The sequence below is a fragment of the uncultured Rhodospira sp. genome (assembly GCF_937138205.1).
Lineage (GTDB): Bacteria > Pseudomonadota > Alphaproteobacteria > Rhodospirillales > Rhodospirillaceae > Rhodospira.
Map to the genome: position 1 here is coordinate 18,542 of NZ_CAKZOT010000081.1, position 24,689 is coordinate 43,230.

Annotated in this window: 18 protein-coding genes; 14 read left to right on the plus strand and 4 right to left on the minus strand. The window is 71.4% G+C overall.

The window, feature by feature from the left end:
* The first annotated feature begins 3 nt into the window (after positions 1-3).
* The 3 genes from Q0309_RS11525 to ftsZ all read left to right on the plus strand — a co-directional run bounded on the left by Q0309_RS11525 (position 4) and on the right by ftsZ (position 4,489).
* Positions 4-861 carry a cell division protein FtsQ/DivIB gene (locus tag Q0309_RS11525; RefSeq protein WP_299440827.1) on the plus strand — a complete coding sequence of 286 codons (858 nt, stop codon included), beginning with the start codon at positions 4-6 and terminating at the stop codon, positions 859-861.
* Positions 862-866: 5 nt separating this feature from the next.
* Positions 867-2,171 carry a cell division protein FtsA gene (gene ftsA, locus Q0309_RS11530; RefSeq protein WP_299440974.1) on the plus strand — a complete coding sequence of 435 codons (1,305 nt, stop codon included), beginning with the start codon at positions 867-869 and terminating at the stop codon, positions 2,169-2,171.
* A gap of 347 nt (positions 2,172-2,518) precedes the next feature.
* Positions 2,519-4,489: a cell division protein FtsZ gene (gene ftsZ, locus Q0309_RS11535; RefSeq protein ID WP_299440977.1), complete on the plus strand. Its 1,971-nt coding sequence runs from the start codon at positions 2,519-2,521 to the stop codon at positions 4,487-4,489.
* Positions 4,490-4,585: 96 nt separating this feature from the next.
* Here the strand turns inward: ftsZ and Q0309_RS11540 are convergent, their stop codons facing one another.
* The 4 genes from Q0309_RS11540 to Q0309_RS11555 all read right to left on the minus strand — a co-directional run bounded on the left by Q0309_RS11540 (position 4,586) and on the right by Q0309_RS11555 (position 10,822).
* Positions 4,586-6,496, minus strand: a complete 1,911-nt coding sequence (locus Q0309_RS11540) for a HAMP domain-containing methyl-accepting chemotaxis protein (RefSeq protein WP_366940606.1) — start codon at positions 6,494-6,496, stop codon at positions 4,586-4,588.
* Between the two features lie 311 nt (positions 6,497-6,807).
* Positions 6,808-7,710, minus strand: a complete 903-nt coding sequence (locus tag Q0309_RS11545; RefSeq protein WP_299440830.1) for a hypothetical protein — start codon at positions 7,708-7,710, stop codon at positions 6,808-6,810.
* A gap of 332 nt (positions 7,711-8,042) precedes the next feature.
* Positions 8,043-9,695 (minus strand): diguanylate cyclase, encoded by a 1,653-nt coding sequence (locus Q0309_RS11550; protein ID WP_299440833.1) that lies wholly within the window; start codon positions 9,693-9,695, stop codon positions 8,043-8,045.
* An 8-nt stretch (positions 9,696-9,703) separates the two neighbouring features.
* On the minus strand, positions 9,704-10,822 hold the full coding sequence (locus Q0309_RS11555) for an ABC transporter substrate-binding protein (protein ID WP_299440836.1): 1,119 nt from the start codon (positions 10,820-10,822) through the stop codon (positions 9,704-9,706).
* Between the two features lie 394 nt (positions 10,823-11,216).
* On the opposite strand from Q0309_RS11555, the gene Q0309_RS11560 reads away from it, so the two are divergent.
* The 11 genes from Q0309_RS11560 to Q0309_RS11610 all read left to right on the plus strand — a co-directional run bounded on the left by Q0309_RS11560 (position 11,217) and on the right by Q0309_RS11610 (position 24,681).
* On the plus strand, positions 11,217-11,450 hold the full coding sequence (locus tag Q0309_RS11560; protein WP_299440839.1) for a hypothetical protein: 234 nt from the start codon (positions 11,217-11,219) through the stop codon (positions 11,448-11,450).
* Between the two features lie 120 nt (positions 11,451-11,570).
* A complete protein-coding gene (locus Q0309_RS11565) occupies positions 11,571-12,158 on the plus strand; it encodes a hypothetical protein (protein ID WP_299440842.1) in 588 nt (195 codons plus the stop codon).
* 14 nt (positions 12,159-12,172) lie between these two features.
* Entirely contained in the window at positions 12,173-15,517 is a 3,345-nt protein-coding gene (locus Q0309_RS11570) for a hypothetical protein (protein ID WP_299440845.1), read from the plus strand.
* 13 nt (positions 15,518-15,530) lie between these two features.
* Positions 15,531-18,230: a hypothetical protein gene (locus Q0309_RS11575; protein WP_299440848.1), complete on the plus strand. Its 2,700-nt coding sequence runs from the start codon at positions 15,531-15,533 to the stop codon at positions 18,228-18,230.
* Between the two features lie 2 nt (positions 18,231-18,232).
* On the plus strand, positions 18,233-19,123 hold the full coding sequence (locus Q0309_RS11580) for a hypothetical protein (protein WP_299440851.1): 891 nt from the start codon (positions 18,233-18,235) through the stop codon (positions 19,121-19,123).
* A complete protein-coding gene (locus tag Q0309_RS11585) occupies positions 19,124-20,557 on the plus strand; it encodes a phage tail sheath C-terminal domain-containing protein (protein WP_299440854.1) in 1,434 nt (477 codons plus the stop codon).
* Positions 20,558-20,576: 19 nt separating this feature from the next.
* A complete protein-coding gene (locus Q0309_RS11590) occupies positions 20,577-21,071 on the plus strand; it encodes a hypothetical protein (RefSeq protein WP_299440857.1) in 495 nt (164 codons plus the stop codon).
* A gap of 184 nt (positions 21,072-21,255) precedes the next feature.
* Positions 21,256-21,735 carry a hypothetical protein gene (locus Q0309_RS11595; protein ID WP_299440860.1) on the plus strand — a complete coding sequence of 160 codons (480 nt, stop codon included), beginning with the start codon at positions 21,256-21,258 and terminating at the stop codon, positions 21,733-21,735.
* Entirely contained in the window at positions 21,732-22,970 is a 1,239-nt protein-coding gene (locus Q0309_RS11600) for a hypothetical protein (protein ID WP_299440863.1), read from the plus strand. Before Q0309_RS11595 ends, Q0309_RS11600 begins: the two co-directional genes overlap by 4 nt.
* Complete coding sequence (locus tag Q0309_RS11605; RefSeq protein ID WP_299440866.1) at positions 22,967-24,019, plus strand: hypothetical protein; 1,053 nt, start codon at positions 22,967-22,969, stop codon at positions 24,017-24,019. Before Q0309_RS11600 ends, Q0309_RS11605 begins: the two co-directional genes overlap by 4 nt.
* Positions 24,016-24,681, plus strand: coding sequence for a phage baseplate assembly protein V (locus Q0309_RS11610; protein WP_299440869.1), 666 nt, complete (start codon positions 24,016-24,018; stop codon positions 24,679-24,681). The genes Q0309_RS11605 and Q0309_RS11610 overlap by 4 nt, the downstream gene beginning before the upstream one ends.
* The last annotated feature ends 8 nt before the right edge of the window (positions 24,682-24,689 follow it).

The window sequence follows — 24,689 nt, forward strand, 5'->3', positions numbered from 1 at the left end:
CCGATGACCTGGGCCGAGATCGCGCGCGGGAGTCGTCTGGTCGCCGGCCTGCTGGCGCTGATCGCGCTCACGGGCGGCGGCCTGTGGGTGTGGGACTCCGGCATCATCGGCCGCCAGATCGAGGCCACTGGCGCCGCCCTGGAACGCATCGCCGCGCGCGGCGGGCTGGTGGTGCGCTCGGTCACCGTCGAGGGCCGCGCCCGCACCAACCCCACCCGCCTGCTGGCGGCGCTGGGCACGGCGCGCGGCGAGCCGATCCTGCGCTTCGATCCGCACGCCGCCCGCGCCCGCGTCGAGGCCCTGCCCTGGGTGGCCACGGCCCGCGTCGAACGGCGCCTGCCGGACAGCATCCACGTGGTGCTGAGCGAACGCGAGCCGCTGGCCCTGTGGCAGCGGGTGCCGGGCGCCGACTATGCCATCATCGACCGCACCGGCGCGGTGGTGGAGGTCGACACGCGTCCCTTCGCCGACCTGCCGGTGATCGTCGGCGCCGACGCGCCGCCCGCCGTGCCCGAACTGATGCGCCTGCTGGCGCTGGAGCCGGCCCTCGCTGACCGGGTGCGGGCCGCCACCTGGGTCGACGGCCGGCGCTGGACCCTCCACCTCGACGACGTCGCCACCGGCATCGACGTGCGCCTGCCGGAGGATGATCCCGCCGCCGCCCTGGCCCGCCTGGCCGAGCTGGAGCGGGACGACCGCCTTCTGGCCCGCGACATCGACCGCGTCGACCTGCGCCTGCCCGACCGCCTGGTGGTGCGGCCGCGCGCCGTGCCCGGCACCAGCGGCGAGGACCCGGCGAAGCCCGTGGCCCCGACCGGCGCCCGCCGCGTTCTGGTCTCCACGCCTGGACAGGATACGTGAGCGCCATGTTGATGCTGACCCGCACCGAGAAAGACCGACACGCCGACGGCCACCTGTCCGCCGTGCGGCGCCGTGGCGGCCTGATCGCGGCGCTGGACGTCGGCACCACCAAGGTCGCGTGTTTCATCGCCCGGGCCGACGAGTCCGGCGAGGGCCTGCGCGTTCTGGGCGTCGGCTACCATCAGTCGCGCGGCGTGCGCTCGGGCCGGGTGGCCAATCTCGACGAGGTCGGGGTGTCGATCCGCAAGGCCGTCGCCCGCGCCGAGGAACTGGCCGGCGAGCGCATCGACGGCGTGGTCGTGGCGGTTTCGGGGGGTGCGCCGGAAAGCCGGCGCATCGACGTCGAAATGGCGGTGGCCGGCCACGAGATTCGCGACGCCGACGTGCGGCGCATTCTCACCTGTGGGCGCCAGCAGCCGAGCGACCCCGACCGCGAGCTGCTGCATTGCATCCCGGTCGGCTACACCATCGACGGCACCGACGGGATTCTCGACCCGCGCGGCATGTACGGCGACCGCCTGGGCGCGCGCATTCACCTGGTCTCGGCCGCCGCCGGGCCGCTGCGCAATCTGTCGACCGTGATCGAGCGCTGCGAGCTGGACGTCGACGGCCTGGTGGCCGCGCCCTATGCCTCGGGTCTGGCGTGCCTGGTGGAGGACGAACGCGACCTGGGCGCCACCGTCATCGACATGGGCGGCGGCACCACCACAGTCAGTGTGTTCCTGGGCGGCCATGTCATCCACGTCGGCGTCATCGGCATCGGTGGCGGTCACGTCACCAATGACATCGCCCAGGGGCTGTCCACACCCCTGGCCACGGCCGAGCGCCTGAAGACCATGTACGGCGCCACCCTGACCTCGCCGGCCGATGCCCGCGAGATCCTGCGCGTGCCGCTGGTCGGCGAGGAGGAGGACCAGCCGGCGCTGGAAATCCCACGCTCGTATCTGGTGCAGATCATCCGTCCGCGCGTCGAGGAAACGCTGGAACTGGTGCGCGCCCACCTGGAGGCCGCCGGCGTCGACCGCATCGCCGGGCGGCGCGCCGTGCTGACCGGCGGCGCCAGCCAGCTTCCCGGCGTGCGCGAACTGGCCGAGGCGATCCTGGACAAGCAGGCGCGCCCCGGCCGGCCCCTGCGGCTGCGCGATCTGGCGGACAGCGCCGCCGGGCCGGCCTTCTCCACCTGCGCTGGCCTGCTGAGCCACGCCATCCAGGACCACGTCGAACGGCCGATGCTGGACGAGCCGCCCCGCTCCGGCGGGCTGTTCGCGCCCGTCGGCCGCATCGGCCGCTGGCTGAAGGAGAACTTCTGATGACCCACCACGGCGACGACCTGTTCGAGCGGGCCGGGATCCCGGCCCCGGCCGCGTCTCGACAGGGCAGACCGTCCGCCAGCCCGGCCGGGGAGGAGATGGCCGGCACGCTGGCGGACCGGCTCGTCGCCGACTGGGGGGATCCTCCGGGCGCCGCCGCGACGGCGGAGCCCGACCGCACCGGGACCAGGCCTCAGGCAGAACGCGCGGCCGCTTCGCCCTTCGGGGCGCATCCGACCAAGACCGACCAAGACTCGGCCAACCGAGCCCCCGACCACCCAGCAGACCGGCACAAGCGGCACGACACAACGTGCCCGCCACAGCCTGAGACTCTCACGGAGGCAAGCATGAGCATCAATCTTGGCGTGCCCGACGACATCGAGCCGCAAATGAAGCCCCGCATCACCGTCATCGGCGTCGGCGGCGCCGGCGGCAACGCGGTCAACAACATGATCGAGGCGAAGCTGGAAGGCGTCGAGTTCGTCGTCGCCAACACCGACGCCCAGGCGCTGGCCCAGGCCCGCACCGACCGGCGCATCCAGCTCGGTGGTGAGACCACGCACGGTCTCGGCTCCGGCGCTCGGCCGGACATCGGTCGCGCCGCCGCCGAGGAAAGCTACGAGGCCATCGCCAGCGAGTTGAAGGGCAGTCACATGTGCTTCATCACCGCCGGCATGGGCGGCGGCACCGGCACCGGCGCGGCCCCGGTGGCGGCCCGCTGCGCCCGCGACATGGGGATTCTCACCGTCGGCGTGGTGACCAAACCGTTCCAGTTCGAAGGTTCGCATCGGATGCGCCTAGCCGAAGGCGGCATCGAGGAACTGTCCCAGTACGTCGACACCCTGATCATCATCCCCAACCAGAACCTGTTCCGCGTGGCCAACGAAAAGACCACATTCGCCGACGCCTTCAAGATGGCCGACAACGTGCTGTATGCCGGCGTGCGCTCGGTCACCGACCTGATGATCATGCCGGGCCTGATCAACCTGGACTTCGCCGACGTGCGCACGGTGATGATGGACATGGGCCGGGCCATGATGGGCACCGGCGAGGCCAGCGGCGACAACCGCGCCATCGAGGCGGCCGAGGCGGCGATCGCCAACCCGCTGCTGGAGGAGACCTCCATGCGCGGCGCGCGCGGGGTGCTGATCAACATCACCGGCGGCAACGACCTGACGCTGTACGAGCTGGACGAGGCGGCCAACCGCATCCGCGAGGAGATCAAGTGCGAGGACGCCAACGTCATCTTCGGTTCCTGCCTGGATGCCAGCCTGGACGGCACCATGCGGGTCTCGGTGGTGGCCAGCGGCATCGACGCCGTTTCCCAGGCGCGGCTGGGTGAGGACCGCGACGGCGCCGGCGGGTTCGGCCTCGGGCTGGCGGCGGCCGGCAAGGTCGCCGCCGCCGCCGGTGGGGCGGAGCAGGGAGCCCGCCCGGCGGCCGCCGCCCGGCCCGCCGCCGCGCCGGTGCGGGCCGCGCCCGTCCAGCACGAGGCCAGTGCGGCGGACAGCGACGACCTTGTGGATCCCTCCCTCGTGCTTGGAGCCGACCCCGGACCCCGCTCGGATCAGGCGGCGCCCGCCCGGGCCCCGGCGGCGGCAAAGGAAGAGCCTCGCCCCGCCGCCGGCGCGCCCCGCCCGGCCCAGGGCGGTGCACCCACGCAGCCGGCCCGGCCGCCGTTCCGCGCCCAGCCGAGCGCCGTTCCGTCGAACGGACAGGCGGCCGTCGGCAACCGGGCCTTCATCCCGCAACCGCCGGCCCAGTCGCCCGCCGCGCCGGCGGCGCGCCTGACGCCGCCGGGCACGGCCGGAGGCGGTGCCGCCTTTGGCGGCGGCAACCGGGATCAGGGCTCGGTGGGGCACATGGAGACGCCGCCGCCGGTGCATGGCCAGACGGCGCTGGACCCGCGCTACACGCAACGGGACCTGGACCATGGTTCGGCCCAGCGTGAGCACGCAGGCGGACACGCGGGCGGACACCGGGCTCCGGTGCAACCCGGCCTGCGCGCGGCGCCGCAGCCACGCCAAGCGCACGGGCGGGGCGAGCCGGTGGGCGGCCGTGATGCCGACCACGGCGAGTCGCGCCGCGACCGGCCGTCGTTGTTCCAGCGCATGACCGGGTTCGGGCGCGCGCGCGCCGACGAGGAGCACGGTCATGGACACGGCCAGGGGCACACCCAGGGGCACCACGGAGCCGACCGGGGGCAAGACACCACCTCGCCCCGGGCCATGCGCGTCGACCCGGACGACCGGCCGGTGACGTCGCACCAGGAGGATCAACTGGAAATCCCGGCGTTCCTGCGACGCCAAGCCAATTAGCGAGCACCGGCGGCGGATGAGGGCGACTCGTCCGCCGCCGGTTTTTTCGGACGCGCGACGACCCTAGGGCGTGTGTGGACGCCCTAACGATTTGATTTAGGCCGCCATGCGCCACGGTCGGGCGGTCGGCGTCCCCGGGTCGCGGGTCCGCAGGATGGTCTCTAGCGCGCCCAGCCGGTCGTCCGGCAGGTCCAGGCGCACATGGGTGGCCTGCCCGGTGCGGGCCACCAGGGCGGCGGGCACCGGCCCCAGCCCCGGGATATCGATGGTCATGGCCTGGCCACGGTCGCCGTCAAGGGAGCGGTCAAGGGTTGCCACGCCGCTCAGGGCCAGTTCGTTCAACAGGCAGGATTGGGTCTGGCCACCCGAAAGGTCGACGGTCACCGCCAGATTGACCGTGCGCAGGCGCGCGGTCTCCCGGTCTTCGTCGTCGCTGGAGTGGATGATCCGGTCCAGCGCCGCCAGCATGTGCTGGACGTGTTCGCGCACGTCCTGGGCGGCGCCCTGCACGTCACGCGCCCGTTGCCCGGTCACGGCGGTGGCGTCGGAGACGTCCCCCATGTTGTTGGAGGCGTCCTGGGTGCGTTCCGCGGCCTGCAGGGCGCTGTGACTGATCTCGCCGGTCGAGGCGCTCTGCTGTTCCACCGCCGCCGAGACGGCTGAGGTGATTTCGTTGATCTCGGCGATCACCGCGACGATCCCCTGGATCGCCTCGACCGCCTCGTTGGTCGCCGTCTGCATGGCCCCGATCTCGGTGCCGATGTCCTCGGTGGCCTTGGCGGTCTGGTTGGCCAGGGTCTTGACCTCGCTGGCCACCACGGCGAAGCCCTTGCCGGCCTCGCCGGCACGCGAAGCCTCAATGGTCGCGTTGAGGGCCAGGAGGTTGGTCTGCTTGGCGATATCGCTGATCATGTTGACGACCTCGCCGATCTGGTCGGCGGCCCGGGCGAGCCCCTGGATTCGGTCGTTCGTGGTTTCCGCCTGGCGCGCGGCGCGGTCGGCAATGGTCGCCGCGCCCGCGACCTGGCGGTTGATCTCCTTGACGGAGCCGGACATCTGCTCGGCGGCGGCAGCCACCGCGTCCACATTGGCGGCGGCATCGCGGGACGCCCCGGCGGCCGCCTCGGTGCGCCGTTCGGCCTGCTCGACGCTCTTCATCATGTCCAGGGCAGCGTCGTGCATCCCATGCACGCGATCGCGTACGAGGCCGATGGCGGCGCGCACCTCCTCGTCCAGCGCGTTGGTCAGCGCCAGCATCTCGGCCTTCACACGGCGCGCGTTGCGGCGCGCGTCGGCGGCCTGCTCGGCCTGCATGGCCTCGATCCTCTGGCCGTTTTCCTTGAACACCTCCACCGCCGCGGCCATGGCGCCGATCTCGTCCCGGCAGGCGCGGCCCGGCACCTCCACCGACAGGTCGTTGTCCGCCAGCCGCTTCATGGCCTTGGTGATCGCCGTCAGGGGGCGGGTGATCGAGCGGCCGATCAGCAGCGCCACCACCAGGCCCAGAACCAGCGCGGACGCGGCGCCGCCCATCAACAGGCTCTTGGCGAAACCCATGTCGGCGGCGGCGGCGTCGAGAGCCGCAGCGTTGGCCTGTTCCAGGGCCACTTCCAGGTCCACCCGGGCGCGTTCCATGCCCCCGGCGGCCGCCTGGATCGCGGCGGAGGCGCGGGCCAGATCCTCGAACAGGCGGCCCAGCATCGGCACCCGATCGCCAAACGCCGTCTCCAGGTCCTCCACCTGCCAGGGATAGTGCTCCTTGATCTTGGCGATGAACCCGACGTGGCGTGCCTCCACCTCGGCGAGTTCCGCCCGCACGGCGTCCGCGTTCACCGCCTCGGGGTCCTCGATGAAACGAACCATCATGTTCTTGGCCTCGGCGGCCGCCGCCGTCAGCACTTCGGCGGCCCGGATGGTATCCTGCGCCGCGTCCAGCGCGTTGAAGGACTGCGTGCTGGCCCGCTTCGCCTTTTCCGAGAGATCCAGCGACCCGAATTCCGCGCTCATCAGCTTGCCGCCCACGACCTTCAGCGCACCGGCGGTCGTCTCCAGGTGCTGCGCGCGTGTCTCGGAGACCGCCGTCACGGCCTGCGTGATCCGAAGACCCTCGTGCACCGCGGCCGCGTGTATCTCGGCCGCCTCAAGCAGATCGGTGTTGGCCGCCAGCCCGCTCAGGTCTTCGGCGAGTCGTCGCGCTTCGGCGGCGATCCGTTTGGCCTGCTCCGGATCCGCGTCTTGGAGAAAGGCGCGCTCCAGGGCCCTCAGATGACCGACGCGGCGGTCGAGGTTGGCCAGGCGAAGGGCCTGGTCGGCCAGCGTCAGCACGGCCGCCGGTGGCGCCCCGGCCTGGCGCCGGGTTGCAAGGTCATCCTCCGCCGCCTGACGGTGGGCGGCGATTTGATGCGCCAGGACTGTCGCTGCCGCGTCCAGCGCGGCCGTGGTGGCGGTCTGTTCGGCCTGTAGGGCGCGCTGCTCAGCCGAGCTGTCTTCGAAGGCTTGGAACGCCGTGAGCAGGCGGTCCATCGACCGGTCAAGACGGCGGCGTCGACCAGACCGCTGCCCTGGTCCGCGTCGATCAGCCGTTGGACCATGGCGCCCAACGCCTTGATCTCGGCCCCGGCCCGCAGACTCCGCGCCTCGGTGTTCTCGCGCTCGACGTCCTCAAGCGCCTTGGACGACTTGGACAGACCCTGGTTGACGGCGGTCAGCGCCTGGGCCAGGGCATCGGCATGATCCCGTTTTTCCATCGCCGCGTGTGCGCTATCGCGGGCCGCCTGCAACTGGCCGACCCGCTCCTCAACCACGCCGGCGATGATCCCCCCCAATTCGGCGTCCAGGGTGACCACCTGCGCCTCGGCGGTCCGCACCGCCCGGGCGTTGGCCAGGAAAGCCTCGTAGTCGGCGCGGTAGGTGGCGATCGCCTCTTGCGCCGCCGCCACCGGCTGGCGCAGGCCCGGGCGTTGGGCCAGGACGGCAAGGGTGGCCTCGATCTCGGCCAGGCCGGCTTGCACGTCGTCGGCCGCGTCGAGGTCGCCGACCAGGCGGCCGTGCAACTCTGTCTTGACCGTCTGCCCCAGTCGGACCAGGGCGCGCAGGCCGGTTCGTTCCGTCTCGAAGCCGCCGCTGCTTTGTTCGAGCGACTGCCAGCCCACCACCGACACGAAGGCCGTCAGGGACAGCACGGCAACGAAGCCGGCGAGAATGCGGTACGAGACCTTCACGAACGACTCCCCTGAAAATCGGCCGATGGGCGGGCCTGCGGCGGCGGGAATGGCCCTGCGTGCGCGCACGAACGCGGAGCACGCCGCCCGGCGCTCTGTGCCAAGCCTGCACGGGTGAGGGATCAACCATAGTGGGATTTGTCTGTAAAGAGGCCGAACCGTGAAGTTATTGCGATGGCAATGTTACGAATTCGGCATATTTATATTGAATTCTTACTTATATTCCACCGATCGAGCACTGCCCGCGTGGTCGACCGCAAGAAAGAAGACGCCATAAATTGTATTACTTGAGTGCGAATGATACCGGCAGTCGCACGATCGGGCCGTACCGGTCAGGCCGCCACCTCGACTCGGTTGCGGCCGGCGCGCTTGGCGGCGTACAGGGCCTCGTCGGCGCGCTTCAGGACGGCTTCGAAGGAACCGTCGGCCTCCCCCACCACGGCCACGCCGATGCTGACGCTGACGGTGATCGGCATGTCGCCGCACGGACACGGCCGGCTCACCACGGCCTCGCGCAGCCGTTCCGCCAGCGTCTTCGCCGCGTCGATCCCGGCCTCCGGCAGGATGGCGGCGAACTCCTCGCCGCCCAGGCGGCCGAACAGGTCCGAGGTGCGCACGCCGTCCCGGCAGATGGCGGCCACATGCACCAGGACATCATCGCCGATGTCGTGCCCGTGGATGTCGTTGATGCGCTTGAAATGGTCGATGTCCAGGACGAGCACGCTCAGCCCCGCACCGTAGCGCCGGCGGCGATCCCATTCCGCCGCCGCGCGCGCCATGAAGCCGCGCCGGTTCGGCACCCCCGTCAGGGCATCGGTGGCGGCGAGGTTGCGCAGCGTGGCCTCGTTGGCCTGCAACCGGTCGGCCATGCTGTTGAACGCCAGGCCCAGGTCGGTGAGTTCGTCGCGCCCCTTCGGCCCCACGCGCACGGACAGGTCTCCGTCCGCCATGGCCCGCGCCGCCTCCCGCAGCTCGCTCAGCGGCCGCAGGAACGACCGCGCCAGAATCGCCGTGCCGACCGCCGTGGCGAGCGTGATCAGCGCCAGCAGGATCAGCAGCCGCCGGCGCAACGTGTTCAGGTCCTTCAGCACGGCCTCGCGGTCGGCCAGGATGAACAGCGTCCAGTCCAGGGGGCCGATGGCCGGCGCGCTTGGATTGGCCGTGTAGGCCACCAGGCGCGAGCGGGACCCGATGGTCACCGTGGCAAAACCGCGCGGTTCCGTCATGGCCTGGAAGAACGGGCGGTCCGAGACGTCCTCAAGGAACCGAAAGGGCAGGCGGGAGAAGACCAGCTTGCCATCACCGGTCGTCAGCAGAATGTCGACCGGGTGCCGCAACTGTGTCGCAAGGGCGGCCTCTCGCGTGATCCAGGCCACCGACAGCACGGCCCGGGCCACGCCGATCATGCGGCCGTTCTCGTCATCCAGGCGCACGGCCACCCCCAGGCCGGGCGGCAGGGGGCCGGTCCCCTCCTCCACCTCTGACACGTGGCGACCGTTGTCCCGCGCCGCCGTCCACCAGGCGGCACCGGAAAGGTCCACCGGACCGGACGACGGGCCTGTGTCGGCGACCACCCATCCGCGACGGTCGGTAAGCAGGACCGCCGCGAACACCGTGCGGCCGAAGACACGCTGCTCGTAGTCCATGAAAACGTCCCGCAGGGTCCGCGACGCCCGCGTGCCCACAGCGAAACCATGAACGAGCGGCGGACCCCCCCGCCGTTCGTTGGCCTCGTTCAGGGCCAAACGGACGATACCGTTGCGGGTCGCGCGGACGATCTGGTCCATGCGGGCCGCGACGTTGGCACCCATCTGGCCAAGGATGATGTCGGCGGTTTCCACGGCGCGCGCGCCGTGTGTCCGCTCCAGGTGGGCGACGCTCGTCTGCACGGTATAGGCGCCCGCCAGGACGAGAACCATAAGAGCGGACGCGGCTATGGCCATCAGCCGAAAGCGAATCCCAAGTCTGTTCAGTGGCGTGGCCATATGTTTACTTATCGGTAGACGAGCTCACCCTTGCGGATACGCGCAGGAAATAACGGAAAGTCCATGTCGCGCGCACCGGATGCCAGTGACACATTACCGAAGAGCCCGGAATACCGGAAGCCGTTCTCAAGCTGCGCGCGCAGAGTCGGCTCGTCCGCGACGCGGCCGTCCAGCAATCCCGCCAGCATGACGATGATGTCGTAGCCGTTGGCCACGTAGTGGTTGAACGACTTGCCGTGGCGCGCCTCGTAGCGGACGCGGACCTCGTCGGCGAACACGAAGTTGCGGTTGAAGATTGCGGGAGCGACCACATGAACGCCGTCGGCCGCAGGATCCCCCACCACCTCGGGCAGGGTCGCTGTCGTCGTCGCGGCGATGGGGCCGTCGTACCCCTGCGCCTCCAGGGCACCCAGCACGCCCCGGATGTGGGGCGCGAATCCAACGACCAAAACGGCGTCTCCCTGGGAGGCGGCGGACACCAGGGTGGTGAAATCGGTGACGGCGAGCGGAAACGCGACGCCCGCGATCCGCATGTCGGTCTCTGCCAGGCGGGCCTTGGTCCGGTCGAACACCGCGTTCCCATACGGGTCGTCGAGGTAGTAGACCACCAGGGTCTGTGCATCGCGCGGCAGAACGGAGGTCAGCACGGGAAGTTCCTGTTCCGCCGTGGGCCAGTACCGGTAGACCGACCGTGCGTCTTCGGTCAGCGCCGGCGCCGCCGCCACCAGACCGACCAGGAGGCGGTTCTGCTCCTCGGCCAACGGTTTCAGGGACAGGGACAGGGCGCTGGTGCCCGCCAGGACGACAAGCGGATCATCCCCACCGGACGCGCCGGACACGATGGCCTCCCAGGCCGCCCGCGAGGCCTCCTCGTCGCCCGCGCCGTCCTCGACCGCGAGGACCAGACGCCGCCCGTTGATGCCACCCCTCTCGTTGACCTCCTCCACGCCCAGGGCAAGGCCGTCGCGGATGTCGGCCCCCACGGAGACGCCCGGACCCGACAGGGGCAGAATGGCGCCGATCACGACGGGCGGTTCCTCGCCGCAGGCGGCCAGCAGACCAACGGCCAGCGCCAGAACGGCGGCACGGAACGGACGACGGAACGGCGAAGGGCGGGTTCGAGACATGGTGTCCGACCGTGGATCGTGGTGCCTCAGCGGGGGCATGGTCGCCGCCAACCTGCGCCACGAACGATCCCCCTTCGTTTTTACTACCATGGTTGGGGCGCGCTGTCATGCAAGGTGCCGGCGGTTCAGCCGGGCTCACGCCGGGTGCGGAGCGCGAGACACCTCCGGCCAGCAGCGCACCCTGACACGCTTACAGAGAAGAGAGAGAAAGGCTTATCCTCCTGTTTCAGGCCGGCCCACGATGGAGTGCGGATCACGTCCACGTGCCCCCGACATCCTGTGGCTCCCGGTACAGGGGGGATAAGCCGGCACAGAGAATTTGGTGTTATTTTCCCCCGGAACCCATGCTAGCGTATAACGAACGATATAAAGGTGGTCACGCCGAGGGGGGCCGATGTTCACGCTGTTCCGTCTGGTTCCCGTGCGCGACGCCCTGACCGCCCACCTGCCCGTGCTGGCGGCCGCCTTCCTGGTCGCGGAACTGTTCTACAAATTCGGCAGCTTCCTGTTGGAATGCCTCGCCTTTCTGGCGACGTGGTTCGTCTTTGATCTGATCGTTCACGTGGCGCGCGGCCTGTTCGGCGCGCCCCTCACGGCATCCCGATACAGCGCCAAATCCAGCAACTGACGCGCGCCGCCCCCGCGACGGGGGCGCCACACCGCGCGCGCCGGCCTCACCAGTACCCGCTTTGGCTAGAACAGCCCCCAGTCGAGTCCCGACCCGAGTCTGTCTACCGAGGGGGGAACCGTGCTCGTTCGACCCATGATCGGAGAGTGGGAGCCGCGCGGCATCGAGACCGTTGCCACGGCCGAGGCACGCCACTTGGTGCGGATGCCAGTGCCCGGGCTGGCCGGGGACCTGCACCAGGACCTGGGCCGGGCGGCGCTGGCCGTCACCCTCTCCGGCACGCTGGCCGGCGACGAGGCCCGCGACGGGTTCTTGGAAAGCCTGCGCGAGCAGTTCGCCGCCGGCGAACCGGTGGACTTCGTCGCCGACATCCTGACCGACAGCGACCTGGAACAGGTTCTCATCCGCGACTTCCGGCTTAGCGAGGTGGCCGGGTCGGCCGACAGCTTCCGCTACGCCATCACGCTGGTCGAGTACACCGAACCGCCGGAGCCGCCCGGCCTGCCGGGGCTGGACCTGGGCCTGGACGTGGATCTGGGCCTGGACATCGACCTGGGGCTGGACCTGCTCGACCTGCCGGGCCTGCTGTTCGACGTGCCGTCCTTCGACGACATGCTGTCGCCCATCGGCACGGCGGCCGAGAGCCTGAAGTCGGCGCTGGGCGGCGCCGGCAGCCTGCTCGATCCCCTGAACGCGATCCTGGATTGAGGGGGGGGCGAGCGATGGCGTTGCAGGCCCAACTCCAGGCAGAGGTCGACACCGGCGGGTTCGCCGCCTCGCTGGATGTGACCCTGACCACAGGGTCCGGCGACCTGACGGCCATCAGCCTGCCCGACGCCCCGACCGAGACCGGCGACGCCTCGGCGGCCCTGGCGGCCCTCGACCTGTCGGCATTGGAAGGGCCGATCGCCGGGCTGGTCAGCGAGATCGGTGCCCTGACCGGCACAGTGCCCGACGCGGCCGAGGTGATCTCCGGCGTGACCGCCGTGCTCGACGGCATCGAGGCGGTCATCGGCGGGCCGGACGGCACGATCGAGGAGCAACTCACCGCGCTGGTGGAGCGGCTGTCCGCCGACCTGAAGGGCGGCGAGGACGGCCGGCTGGAGGCCGTGTTGCGGGCCATCGAGGCCCTGCTGTCGGCGCCGGAGGGCGCGCGCCTGGGGGCCGCCTTCACGGCCATCAAGTCGGCGCTGGGCGCGGATGCCTCCATGCCGCACGGCTTTGATCTGGCCGACCTGATGGCGGCGGTGCGCGGGCTGATCCAGCTTCTGCAAGGACTGGCGGCGCTGGAAACCCGCCTGGAGGAGGCCGAGCGCCTGACCGGCATCATGGCCGCGCAACTGGCGCCGCAGCGCATCGCCCGCCTGGAGGGGATCGCCGAGGCGGTGATCATCCAGGGCGGCCAGGACCTCGCCGCCGCCATCACCGCGCTGGACCCGTCGGACTCGGCGGCCGTCGCGGCGGTCATGGCCCGCCTGCGCACGCTGTCGGAGACGGAAGCGAACCTGGTGCGGCAGGTGACCGAGGCCATGGGCTTCGGCGATGCCACTCTGGTCCACCTCAACCCGGACCGGCTGGCCGCCGACCTCGACCGGGCGCTGGAGCAGGTGCGCGGCGCCGACGTCTCCGCGATCGAGCGCTTCATGGCCGCCAACGCCCCGCGCCTGAGTGAACTGGTCAGTTTTGACCTGCCCGACCCGCCTGACCAGGGGCTCGACGGGCTGGTCACCGAGATCGAGAACCGGATGGACGAGTTCGCGGACGCCATCGCCGCGCTCGACCTGTCCGGCCTGACGGGGCCGCTGGACGAGGCCATGGCGGCGGTCACCGCCGTGCCCGCCCAACTGGCCGAGACCATGACCGAGGCGGCCGAGACGGTGCGGGCGGCGCTGGAGCCGATCCGCGCCGCCGTCGAGGCCCTGCCGATCGAGACCGTCGTGGATGCGCTGCGCCGGGTGGCGGGGCTGGTGGCCGACCTGCTGGAGGCCCTCACACGGCTGGTCGAGGTGGTGGAAGACGCCATCGACACCGGCGCCAACGCGGCGATCACGGCACTGGAGGCGATCGAAACCGGGGTCGACACCGTCAAGGCCAACCTGGACACCGCCTTCGGCAATGCCGTGGACGTGGTCGAGGCGGTCGACATCGACGGGCTGCTGGGGCAGGTCCAGGCCGGCATCGACGCCCTGGCCGCCGAGATCGCCAAGGCCGACATGGCGCCCTATTTCGACACCGCCAGCGACGCCATCGGCACCGCCGCCAATGTCGTGGATGCCGTGCCCTTCGCGCTGCTGCCCGACGACATGGAACAGGACGTGGTCGACGCCATCCGGCCGATCAAACAGACCGACGTTCAGGGTGAAATCGACGGCTTCAAGAATACGCTCGGCCTCAGCGACGAGGGATTGGCCCTGACCAAGGAGCTTGAGGACGGGCTGGCCGAGATCCAGGCCAAGATCGACGCCCTGATCGCCTTCGTGCGCGACGACCTGGACCCGGCCAAGGCGTTCGCACACCTCGACCCGAAAATGGCCGACCTGCGCGCGGCGATCGCCGAGATTCACCAGGGCATCGATCTGTCCGGCCTGCGTCAGATGTTCGAGGACGCGAAATCGCAGGTCACGGCCCTGGACGCGGCGGCGCTGCTGGCGCCGGCCGAAACGGCGTTCGACGACATCGTCGCCGCGCTGAACCAGTACGCCCCCGACCAGCTCATCGCCCCGCTTGACGATCGTGTCGACACCCTGCGCGGGCAGGTGCTGGAGGCCACGCGCCTGGAGGAGATCCAGACCCGGCTGGAGGAATTGGAGACCGCCGCCAAGGGGATTCTCGACGCGGTCGACCCGGTGCTGCTGGAACCGCTGATCAAGACCGAGATGGAGGCGTTCCGGAACCGCATCGAGGCCGATCCGCGTCTGTCGCTGGTCGATGGCTGGATCGTCGCCCTGGGCGGCCTGTTTTCCGACCGGGCGGGCGGCGCCCAGCCGCGCGCCTTCCGCGCGGTGGCCGGCTGGGTCACGCAGGGTGGCGCCCAGGCCGCGCTGGACGCCCGCGCGGCGGCGATCGCGGCGCGGGTGACGGCCACCCTGACCGCCGTGCAGGCCGTCGATCCGGCGGCCCTGGACAGCCGCATGTCCGGCCGCGCAGCGCCCATCCAGGCGGCCATCGACGGCACCGCCGACCCCGTGTTGCGCGGCCGGCTGCAGGTCAGTTTCTCCGTCCAGGTCAGTGTCGATCAGTTGCAGCTCATCGCCGCGCCGCGTCAGGCGTATCTGGACCGCTTGAACGCCGTGTCCGCCGCCTTGCAGGCGGTCGCCCAGCGCGGCTTCGGCGAGGCCGAGGCGGCGCTGGACCGGCTGCGCGGCGGGTTTTCGCCGCTGGCGGCGCTGAAGGCGCCCTTTGTCGACGTGATCGAGGCGCTCGGGCTCGACGGCGAGGAACCGGGCCTGGGCGGGCTGTTGCAGCGCCTGTTCGAGGTGGTGCCGCCACAGCGGCTGGCCGGCCTGCTGACGCCGATCTTCGCCGCCGTGCGCGCGCGCTATGACGCGCTGATCGAGTCCGTGCTGGATCCGTTGCAACAGGGGGTGGCCGACCTGATCGCGGCGATCAACGTCATCGACCTGAGCCCCCTGCGCGACGAGCTGGCCGACATCCACGGCGATCTGGTGGAGCGGATCGAGGCCCTGCGGCCGTCCGCCATTCTGGCCGAGCCCCTGGGGGCCTTCACCGACGCGCAGAACACACTTGCCGCGTTCGATCCGCTGGGCGCGGTGCAGGCGCTGCTGGACGAACTGGCCGAGCGGGCCGACCGCACCGTCGCCAAGCTGACCCCGTCCGAGATTCTGGCGGGCGTGATCGACCTGCACGCGGCCATCGTCGCGGAGATCGAACGCCTGGACGTGACCCAGCTCATGGCCAGCGTGTTCGATCAGCTCGACCGGCTGGCCATCCAGGTGAGCGAGGGCCTGGACGAGACGGCCGAGTCCTTCCGCGACCTGCAGGACGCGCTGCCCGATCAGGTGGGGTCGACCAGCGTGTCCGCGTCCGTGTCGGTCCAGGCAGCGTGAGGGAGGTGCGGCCATGCCATCGGTCCTGACCCACACCGCGATCATGCTGCTGGCCCGCGAGCGCCTGGGCCAGGTCGAGCGCGTGCTGTCGTCGCGTATCGCGGCGGCGCCGGATGGGCAGACCGCCACCGACGTCGAGGTGCGCCTGCGCGATCTCGCCCGCGCGGCGCTGGAGGTGTTCAAGACCACGCCGCACGTCGACGCCCATGTGCCCGGCAATCTGGCCGGCCAGACCGTCGCCGACAGCCTGTCGAAGTTCGCGGTCATGGGCGCCATGGGGCCGGACATTCCGGCCTTCGCCCAGATCCTGCGCCCGGGGCAGGGCTGGCTGTTCGACACCATCCACAAGGGCACGCCCGACACGCACCGCGAGCGGATGCGCGCCGGCACCAGCACCCTGGCGTTGTCGCTCTTCGCCAAGGGCCGCGACCAGATCACCGGCGCCTACGCCGGGGGCGACCGCACCGACCCGATGAACAAGCTGAAGGCGTTCGTCCTGGGGCACCTGTGCCACGGCGCCGGCGACATCATCTCTCACCCGCTGATCAACGACATCGAATGGCACCTGGGCACCGACGGCCGCCGCACCTACGAGCACCACGATGCCGAGGGCGCGCTCGACGCCCTGGTGGCGCAACGCGTGTTCGGCCGCGCCGGTGTGCGGGCGGGCGGCGGCTGGGACGCGTGGTGGCCGACCAAGGACGAGGTGCCGCCGGAGCTGTACGGCGCCTATGCCGACGCGCTGGAAGAGGTCTATACGGCGCGGAGCGAGCGGCCGACGGGGTTCAACCCGTTCGAGGACGCCCTGGCCGCGCTCGATCCGCCCGTGGCCGACGCGGCCTTCATCCAGGAGGGCTACGAGACCTACCGCCGGGCGGTGATCTCGGTCGTCTACGAGCTGGACTGGGGCGACTGGTCGGGCGTGCTGTCGGCCGTGGCCCTGCCGCTGATCGCCCTGCCGTTCCTGTTCCTGGCCCTGCCGGACACGCGGCCGCTGGCCGGCCTGTCGTTCGAGGAGACGGAGGAGGGCCACGAGGACCGGCTGGCCTTCAACCTGGTCACCCTGCCCATGCTGATCGGCTCGGGCAGCGCGGTCGGGTTGCAGGCGTGGGTGATGTCCCTGGCCTCCAAGGGGGTCGAGGACCGGATGCTGTTCGGCCTGATCGCGGCCATTCTGATGACCGTGTTCCTGGTGCTGTTCCTGATCGAGGGCGGGGTGCGCGCCTGGCCCAAGGGGGCGCGCTGGAGCATCCTGTTCGGCCTGCCCCTGGTTCTGATGACCGTGCTGGCCGGCTTCGCCCTGTACGACCTCGACCACGACGGCCTGGAGCGGCGCTCGGCGGCGACGATCATCCCCGTTGCCCTGGCATTCGGGCCGATGGTCGCCTTTCTGGCGCTGTTCGGCATCTTCACCCTGATCCTGTGGGGGGTGAACGGCCTGACCGGGCTGGCCGGCGCCGAATTCGACTTCAAGGCCGCCTCGTTCTGGACCACCACCGTGATCTGGCTGGCTGGCGTCATCACGCTGTGGGTGTTGGGCGGCAAGTGGCTGCGCGACATCCGCATCCCCGAGGAGCCGGACCACTTCCTCGCCCGCCAGCGCCACGCCGTGCGCCTGTTCGACGACGACGCGATGGCGCCCGACCTGGACGACGACGGCAACCCGGTCGACGACCAGACCCTCTACCCCGCCGGCCGCCGCAAGCTGGCGCGGCTGTGGTGGACCGGCGGCGGCACCATGCAGGTCCGCTCCGACCGCTACGGTCTGACCTTCCGCCCCGAGGGCGGCGACGAGCAGGCGGTGCCGGCGCCGCTGGCGCCCATGCGCCTGTCGGAATACCTCGATTTCCTCACCGCCACGGTCCAGGACTCCGGCGGCGCGACGGGCTCGCTGAATGCCGCGCCCGTCGACGAAGAAAACGACGTCTTCTTGCCGCCGGGGGCGACCTTCGCCGCGCACGGCGACGCGGCGGAGACCGAGGAGGCGATCCGCGAGCAGTCGGCGGTGTTCAAGGACCTGGGCAGCGAGGACGACGAGGACGACGCCTACGCCCTCTATCACGCGCCCAAGTCCTGGCAGTCGGTGCGCGCCGGCAAGGCGCGCATCATGCCGCGCCCCTTCGCCGACATCGAGGCGGCCGCCGGCGCCTTCGAGACCGCCCAGGGCTACGCCTACGTGGTCGAGCCGGGCCGTCAGGACAGTGAAGACTCGATCATGGCCCTGGCCGGCGACTTCGCCGCCATGCTGTGCCTGGGCGCCATGGGGCACATTGATCCGCCAGCGCCGGATCCCCTGGCGGCCGGGGCCGACGAACCGCGCGTCTACCAGGTGTTCCGCAACTGGAACCTCGACCGCCGCCGGGTGAACGAGTGGCGACTGCTGGTCTCCGGCAACGCCCGCACCGAAAAGACCGCCGCCGAGGCCTATGACGGCGCCCTTCCGCCCGCGCCCTACGGCCCGAACACGCCCGCGACCTGGGAGCATCCGATGGGCGCCGGCGCGGCCATCGCGGCGGCGGACACGGCGGCGCGCGGGCTGGGCTGGGTGCCGATGCTGCGCACCTGGCTGGAGCGGATCGCCGATCCGAACACCGACGCGCTCGACGAGACCGATCCGGGCGACGACACGCCCCCCACGCGCACGCTGAGCCGGGCCATGGCCTATCTGTTCGACCGGCCCGACCCGAGCCGTCCACCACCGGGAGGGCCGTAGCCATGGCCGAAACCGCGATGCTGACGGCGTTGAGCGATTTTCTGACCGGCGCCGGCCTGACCCCGGCCCCGGCGATGGTTGGCGTGATCGATCCCGCCAACCGCGCGCAGGACCTGCCGGCGATCGTGCTCGACCTGCCGGAGGTGGCGCGGCTGGAGATGGGCCTGGGCGGCGGCGTCGACACGGTCGAGGGCGCGCTGGCGGTGGAGACCGTGATCTCGCTGACCAACCCAACCGTGCCCGAGGTGCCGGACCTGGACCTGCTGAGCGAGGACCGCCTGCGCCTGACCCTGCCGCACGGCGGCCTGGTGCGGGCCGACGGCACGCACGGCGACCTGGGCACGGCCGACATCCAGGTGCAACGCGGCGGCCAGGCCCTGACCCTGACCAGCGCGCCGACGACACAGAACCAGTATGCGGCCGATCCGCTGGCCGGCCGTCTGACCTTTGGCTCGGCCCAGCCCGCCTCCGGTACCCTGCGCGCCAACTACTTCGTCGGGTCGTGGGAGCGCGAAATGGTGCGCCTGGAGGGCGTCTTGCGCCTGACCGTGCTCGACGTCGCCGGCGCCGACGTGGCCACTGTTTCCGATCAGGCCATCGCCGCGCTGACTGGTGCCGGCCGGCCGGCCGGCCTGAAGCGGATCGCGCTGACCCGCCTGGGGCCGGTCGGTCCGGAGATCCAGGACCGGGCGCGCGCCCGCACGCGCGAGGCCGACTTCCGCTTTGCCTACGACCACGTGGCCGACCGGCCGCTGTCCGCCGGCGGCGTCATCGCCCGCGTGCCGATCACCAGCACCCTGAGGACCGTCACCGTCGACCCCGACACCGGTGTCGCGGTCGACGGAGTCGAGACCGACACCGAGACATTCGTTGGCCAGGAAGAGGATGCATAGATGAGCGAAAGCATCGGCGAAATGATCCTGCCGGGGACCTACATCGAGGTCCGGGCGGAAGGGTTGATCGGCGTCGGCGGCATCGCCACCGGCAACATCGGCATCGTCGGGACGGCCAATCGCGGTCCCCTGAACCAGGTGGTGGTGCTCGGTTCCTACGCCGACGCGCTGGCCGTGTTCGGCACCTACGACGCCTGGCCAGACGATCCGGCGGCGAGCGCGCACCTGACCCTGGTGCGCACGCTGGAACAGGCGTTCCGGGGCGGTGCCTCCACCGTGCACGCGGTGCGGGTGGCGAACCTGGCCGAGGGTGTCACCATGAACGCCATGAGCTGGACCGTCGCCACCGGCGGCACCCCGGCGTTCACGCTGACGGCCACCTCGCCCGGCACCTGGGCCAACGACATCACGGTCGCCATCCAGGCGGCGACGGACACGGACCCGATCCGCCTGACGCTGACCCACGGCCGCCAGCGCGAGACCCACGAGGCGGCGGACGCCGAGAGCCTGGCGCGTGAGGTGAACTCCGAGAGTGCCCTGGTCCGCGCCGGCGCGGTCGAGGCCGGTCAGGAGGGCGCGCAGCCCGACACCGTCACCGCCGCCACCGGCAACGACGTGGGCGGACCGGACGGGGCCGGGGCCATGGGCGCGCTGATCCCGCAGATCGCCGAGGGGCTGGCGCTGCTGGAAAGCCGCGCGGTCAACATCCTGCTGGTGGCCGGCTATGGCGCCGACACGGTGGCCGGGACGGTGCTCGCCCACCTGGAGCGCACCGAGAACGACGGCCGCGAGCGCATCGCCATCCTGGGCACGCGCGGCGACAGCCTGGCCGAGGTGGCGCAGGATTCCAACGCCGTCTCCAACAAGCGCATCGTGCTGGTGGCGCCGGGGATCGAGGCCGGCGACGCCGCCGACAACGGTGCCTCGGTCGACCTGCCGCCGGCCTACGCCGCCGCGCTGGTGGCCGGGCGGCTTTCAGGCTTGGCGCCGCACATCAGCCTGACCAACAAGGACGTGCCGGCCTCGGGCCTGACCACGGTCTATTCGCGCGCCCAGCAAAAGGTGCTGCTGGGCAACCGCATCATGGTGCTGATGCAGAACCTCGGGTTCCGGGCGCTACGCGGCATCACCACGGACACCGGCGCCTTCACCCAGATCTCGGTGCGCCGCATCGTCGACTACGCCAAGGCCGGCGTGCGCAAGGGCGCCAACCCCTACATCGGCCGGCTGAACAATATCCGCGTGCGGGCGGCCCTGAAGGCCACGCTCGACGGCTTCCTGGCGCAGATGGTCCAGGACGAGATGCTGGTCAGCTACGAACTGGACGTCAGCGCCACCCGCGCCCAGGAGATCAACGGCATCGCCGCCGTCACCCTGACGCTGCGGCCGACGTTCTCCATCGATTTCGTCCGCGTCACGATGATCCTGGAATGAGCGGGGAGGCTTTTGAGAGATGGCAACCAATGTCTATCGCGGCTCCGACGGCACCCTGTCCGTGGCCGTCGAGTCCACGCCCGAAGGCGACCTGGCGGCCGCCGTCGACGAGAAATACGGGCTGGCGCCCATCGGCCGCGTCACCGGCGTCACGGTGCGTGTGACCAGCGAGGTCAAGCCGTTCCACGAACTGGGCCAGCGCTTCGCCACCGAGCTGCGGCCCGGCAATATCAACGTCTCCGGCACCATCGAGCGGGCGCACGTCAACGGCGCGCTGCTCGGCCTGATGCTGGGGCCGGCGGCGCAGACCCGGCCGCAGGGCACGTTCGCCAGCCCGGCGTTCAACCTGTCGCTGCAACTGGAGAACCCGGCGCTGCCCGGCAATCGCTCCACGGTGACGGTGATGGGCGTGAAGCTGGACGAGTGGGCGTATGGGATTCCGGAGGACGACTTCGTCATGGAAAAGGTCGGCTTCCAGGCGCTGTGGGTGAAGGTCGAGGACGCGACGGCGTAGGCCTTTTAGGGGAGCACGTCTCTTGAACAGGAAGAGACCGTCATTGCGAGGCGCGAAGCGCCGAAGCAATCCAGGGCGGAGGACGGCTCCAATCGCCCTGGATTGCTTCGCCCTCGTCTGACGACGAGGGCTCGCAATGACGGCGTGACTTGCCCCGGTCGTTCTGAAAAAGGGAACCTTTTCCATGAACCACGTCCTGACCGCCGCCGACCTGTTGGCCGGCGCCCACCAGACCCACCGCATCGACGTGCCGGCGGACCTGCTGCCGGACGCGGAGGCGTCGGGCGGCTCGGTGGTGCTGCGGCCGCTGACCGTGCGCGACGTGCAGCGGATCACGGCGGCGGCCAAGGAACAGAAGGTGTTGACCAGCGTCCTGATGACCCAGCAGGCGCTGGTGGAGCCGGAGTTGACGGTCGAGCAGGTCTCGGCCCTGCCGGCCGGGCTGGTGCGGTTCCTGGTGGGCGCGGTCAACCGCATCAGCGGCCTGGCCATGGGCGAGGACGACCTGGAGGCGACCCTCCGCGCTCCGCTGGCGCGCGCCTGTTTCACGCTGTCGCGCGAGTTCGGCTGGACGCCCGAGCAGTGCGCCGGCCTGACCCTCGGGCAGGTGCTGTTGTACCTGGAGATGCTGGGCCGGGGCGAGACGCCGGAGGGGATGCCATGACGGCCGTCCGCACGCCGTTCGACCGGGGCGCCAATGCCCTGATCCGGGCCGGGACCGACCTGCGCGCGGCGGGTGACCGGCTGGGCGACCTGATGGCCGACCTGGACGAGCCCCTGTTGCTGGGCGCGGACGGCTTCGCCGATCTGGTCGACCCGGAGGTGGCCGACGACCGTCTGGCCGCCGCCCTGGCGCGGCTGGCGGCGGGCGGGACACCCACTGCTCCGGCGGAGCGAGCCGCGCCTGGCCCAGAGTTGGCACAGCATGGTCGTGTAGTGAACGAGGGTCCTGCGCCGGCCCACGCGCCACCCTCGGCGACGGTACGAGACCCGGAGCGCGACGGGATTGGTCCGCGCGCCACCGAGAAGCGCCACCAGGAGTGGGCCTCCCGGGAGCGGACCTCCGCCCAACAAGAGCGGGGTCCATCGGTTGGCGGGCACGCGCCGCGCCGCTCAGAGGCGTGGCCTCAGCCGTTGGAATCGTATCGCGGGCCGCACGCCGAGCCGGACGCTGGATCCGCGCGGCGGTCTGGATCGTCTCGCTTGGACGCGGCCGACCTGCCGTCCGCTCCGGACCGGGCAGCGGTCGCTCCCCCGGGCGAGCCGCGGCCGATGACGGACGCTCCGCCCCGGGACGCTCGGACGACAGGGCCGGTGCGCCTGGAGGATGGTCTACCGCCGGCCGTGCGCCGCGCCCTGCTGGCGGGCGACCGGCGGGCGCTCGACGCGGCGGTGGCGCGGGCGACGCCGGCGGGGCCGAAATCCGACCATACGGCCGGTCCCCTGGCGGACGCGCTGTCCCGGATCGACCACGCGCTGGCGCGGATCCGGGGTGACGCGGCCCGGGCGGCGCCGCCTCCGCCCCATCGCCAGCCCGCGCCGCCGGCCGCGCCGGCCCTGTCCGACGCGCCCGCCCCCGGGGCGCCGCACGCGCAGGCGTTCGAGACGCCGACGCCGTCGCCGACGCCCGCGCCCATCCTGATCGGCACCGCGCCGTCGGGCCTGCGCCGTCTGGCCGAGCGGGCGGGGGCGATCCCGGCGTCGGTCGCGCCCCCGCACGCCGAGGCGCCACCGCCTGCCGAGGCCGCCTCGTCCGTAGATCTGACCGGCGCCAATGATCGGCCCCGCTCCGACGCGGTCGCCGGGAGTCTCGACGACGACGCGCGCTTCGCCGAACGCCTCGCCGACCTGCTGCGCCGCGAGGCGCGCGCCCAAGGGATCGGAGGACGCGGCCGATGACCTGGGTGCTCAAACCGGATGCCTCCATCGACATCGCCGGCCGCGCCCTGACGGCGGCGGAGGCGGCCATGGCCGGCCTGGTGATCGACCTGGCCACCGGATCCGTGGGATCCGCCCGCATCAGCCTGTGGCCGGACTCGGCATTCAAGGACGCGGCGCCGGGCGAGCAGATCACCCTCAATCTGGGCGCCGCCGATGCTCTCGACCCCGTCTTCAGCGGCACCGTCGAGACCGTGCGAAAGGACCACCAGGCCGTCGTCATCGAAGCCCGCGAGGCGCCGGCGCCGCTGCTGTCGGCCCGGGTCAATCAGTCCTTTGTCAACCAGACCATCGCCGCCATCGTGCGCGGGCTGGCCGGCGAGGTGTCCGTCTCGGCGGCCGAGAGCGATATCCAGCTTTCGTTGTACGCCGTCGAGGGCCGCCGCAGCGTCTGGACCCATCTGCGCGAGCTGGCCGACATGGCCGGCGCCGACCTGCATTGCGCGCCCGACGGCGGGCTGGTGTTCGCGCCGTACGGGGCGGGCGAGACGCACACCTTCCACAAGGGGATCGACCTGCTGTCGTGGGAAACGCTGGCCGTGGCCGCCGCGCCGGCCGAGACCTACGCCGTGCACGGGGCGGGCAGCCGCGCCGGGTCGGACAAGTGGCACTGGCTGGATGCCGAGGTGAAGGGCGCGGACACGGGCGAAAGCCGCGTCGTCGGCGCGTTCGCCACCAAGGACGCGGCCGAGGCGGCGACGGCGGCGGCGGCGGCGCGGGCGGCCAACGCCGCCGTGCGCGCCCGCGCCCGCCTGTGGGGACGGCCGGCGGTGCGCATCGGCGACACGGTCGACCTGGCGCTGGAGCAGGCCGGCGGTGGCCTGCTCGACGCCGTGGCTGGCGCCCTGGGGGGGCTGGGCGGCGCGTCCAAGCCGCCGTACCGGGTGGTGGGCCTGTCGCATCACATGAACCGCGAGGCCGGCTTCGTCACCGTCCTCGACCTGGGCGGGTCGACGGCTCCTGACGAGGCCGGCGGCGGCGCCGGCGGACTGGGCGGGGTGGGCCTATGACCGAACTCGTCGACATCCTGCGGGAGATCGTGCGCGACGAACTGGCCAACATCCGCGTGGCGGAACTGGCCGTGGTGACCGACGTCTATCCGGCCGGCGGCGCGGGCAACCACCAGGTCAGCGTGCAGTTGCTCGCCTCGGGCACCGCCCTGCCGTACGTGCCGGTGGCCGTGCCGCGCCTCGGCTTTTCCATGCTGCCCCGGGTGGACGACCGCGTGGTGGTCGTGTTCATCGGCGGCGATCGCAACCGGCCGATCGTCGTCGGCTCGGTCTATGACAGCGACCGCAATCCGCCGCCGGCCGAGAAGCTGGATACCGCCTTCGTCCCGCCCGACGACCCGGACGACGCCGTCAAGCGCTTCCACATCGAAACCCCGGGCGGCGGATCGGTGACCATCGGCGACCAGGGCACGACCATCGAGGCCGGCGGCACCAAGGTCGAGGTGCAGCAGGACGGCGACATCGTCATCGAGGCCGCCGGGTCGATCACCATCAAGGCGGCCGCCGGGATCGAGGTTTCCAGCGATGCCGCCCTGACGCTGCAGGCGGCCACCGACCTGACGCTCAAGGGCCTAAAGGTCGCCGTCGAGGGCCAGACCGAGACCTCGGTGAAGGGGACACTCCTGACCCTCGCCGGCACCACCAGCTTCAAGATGGCGTGAGGAGGCAA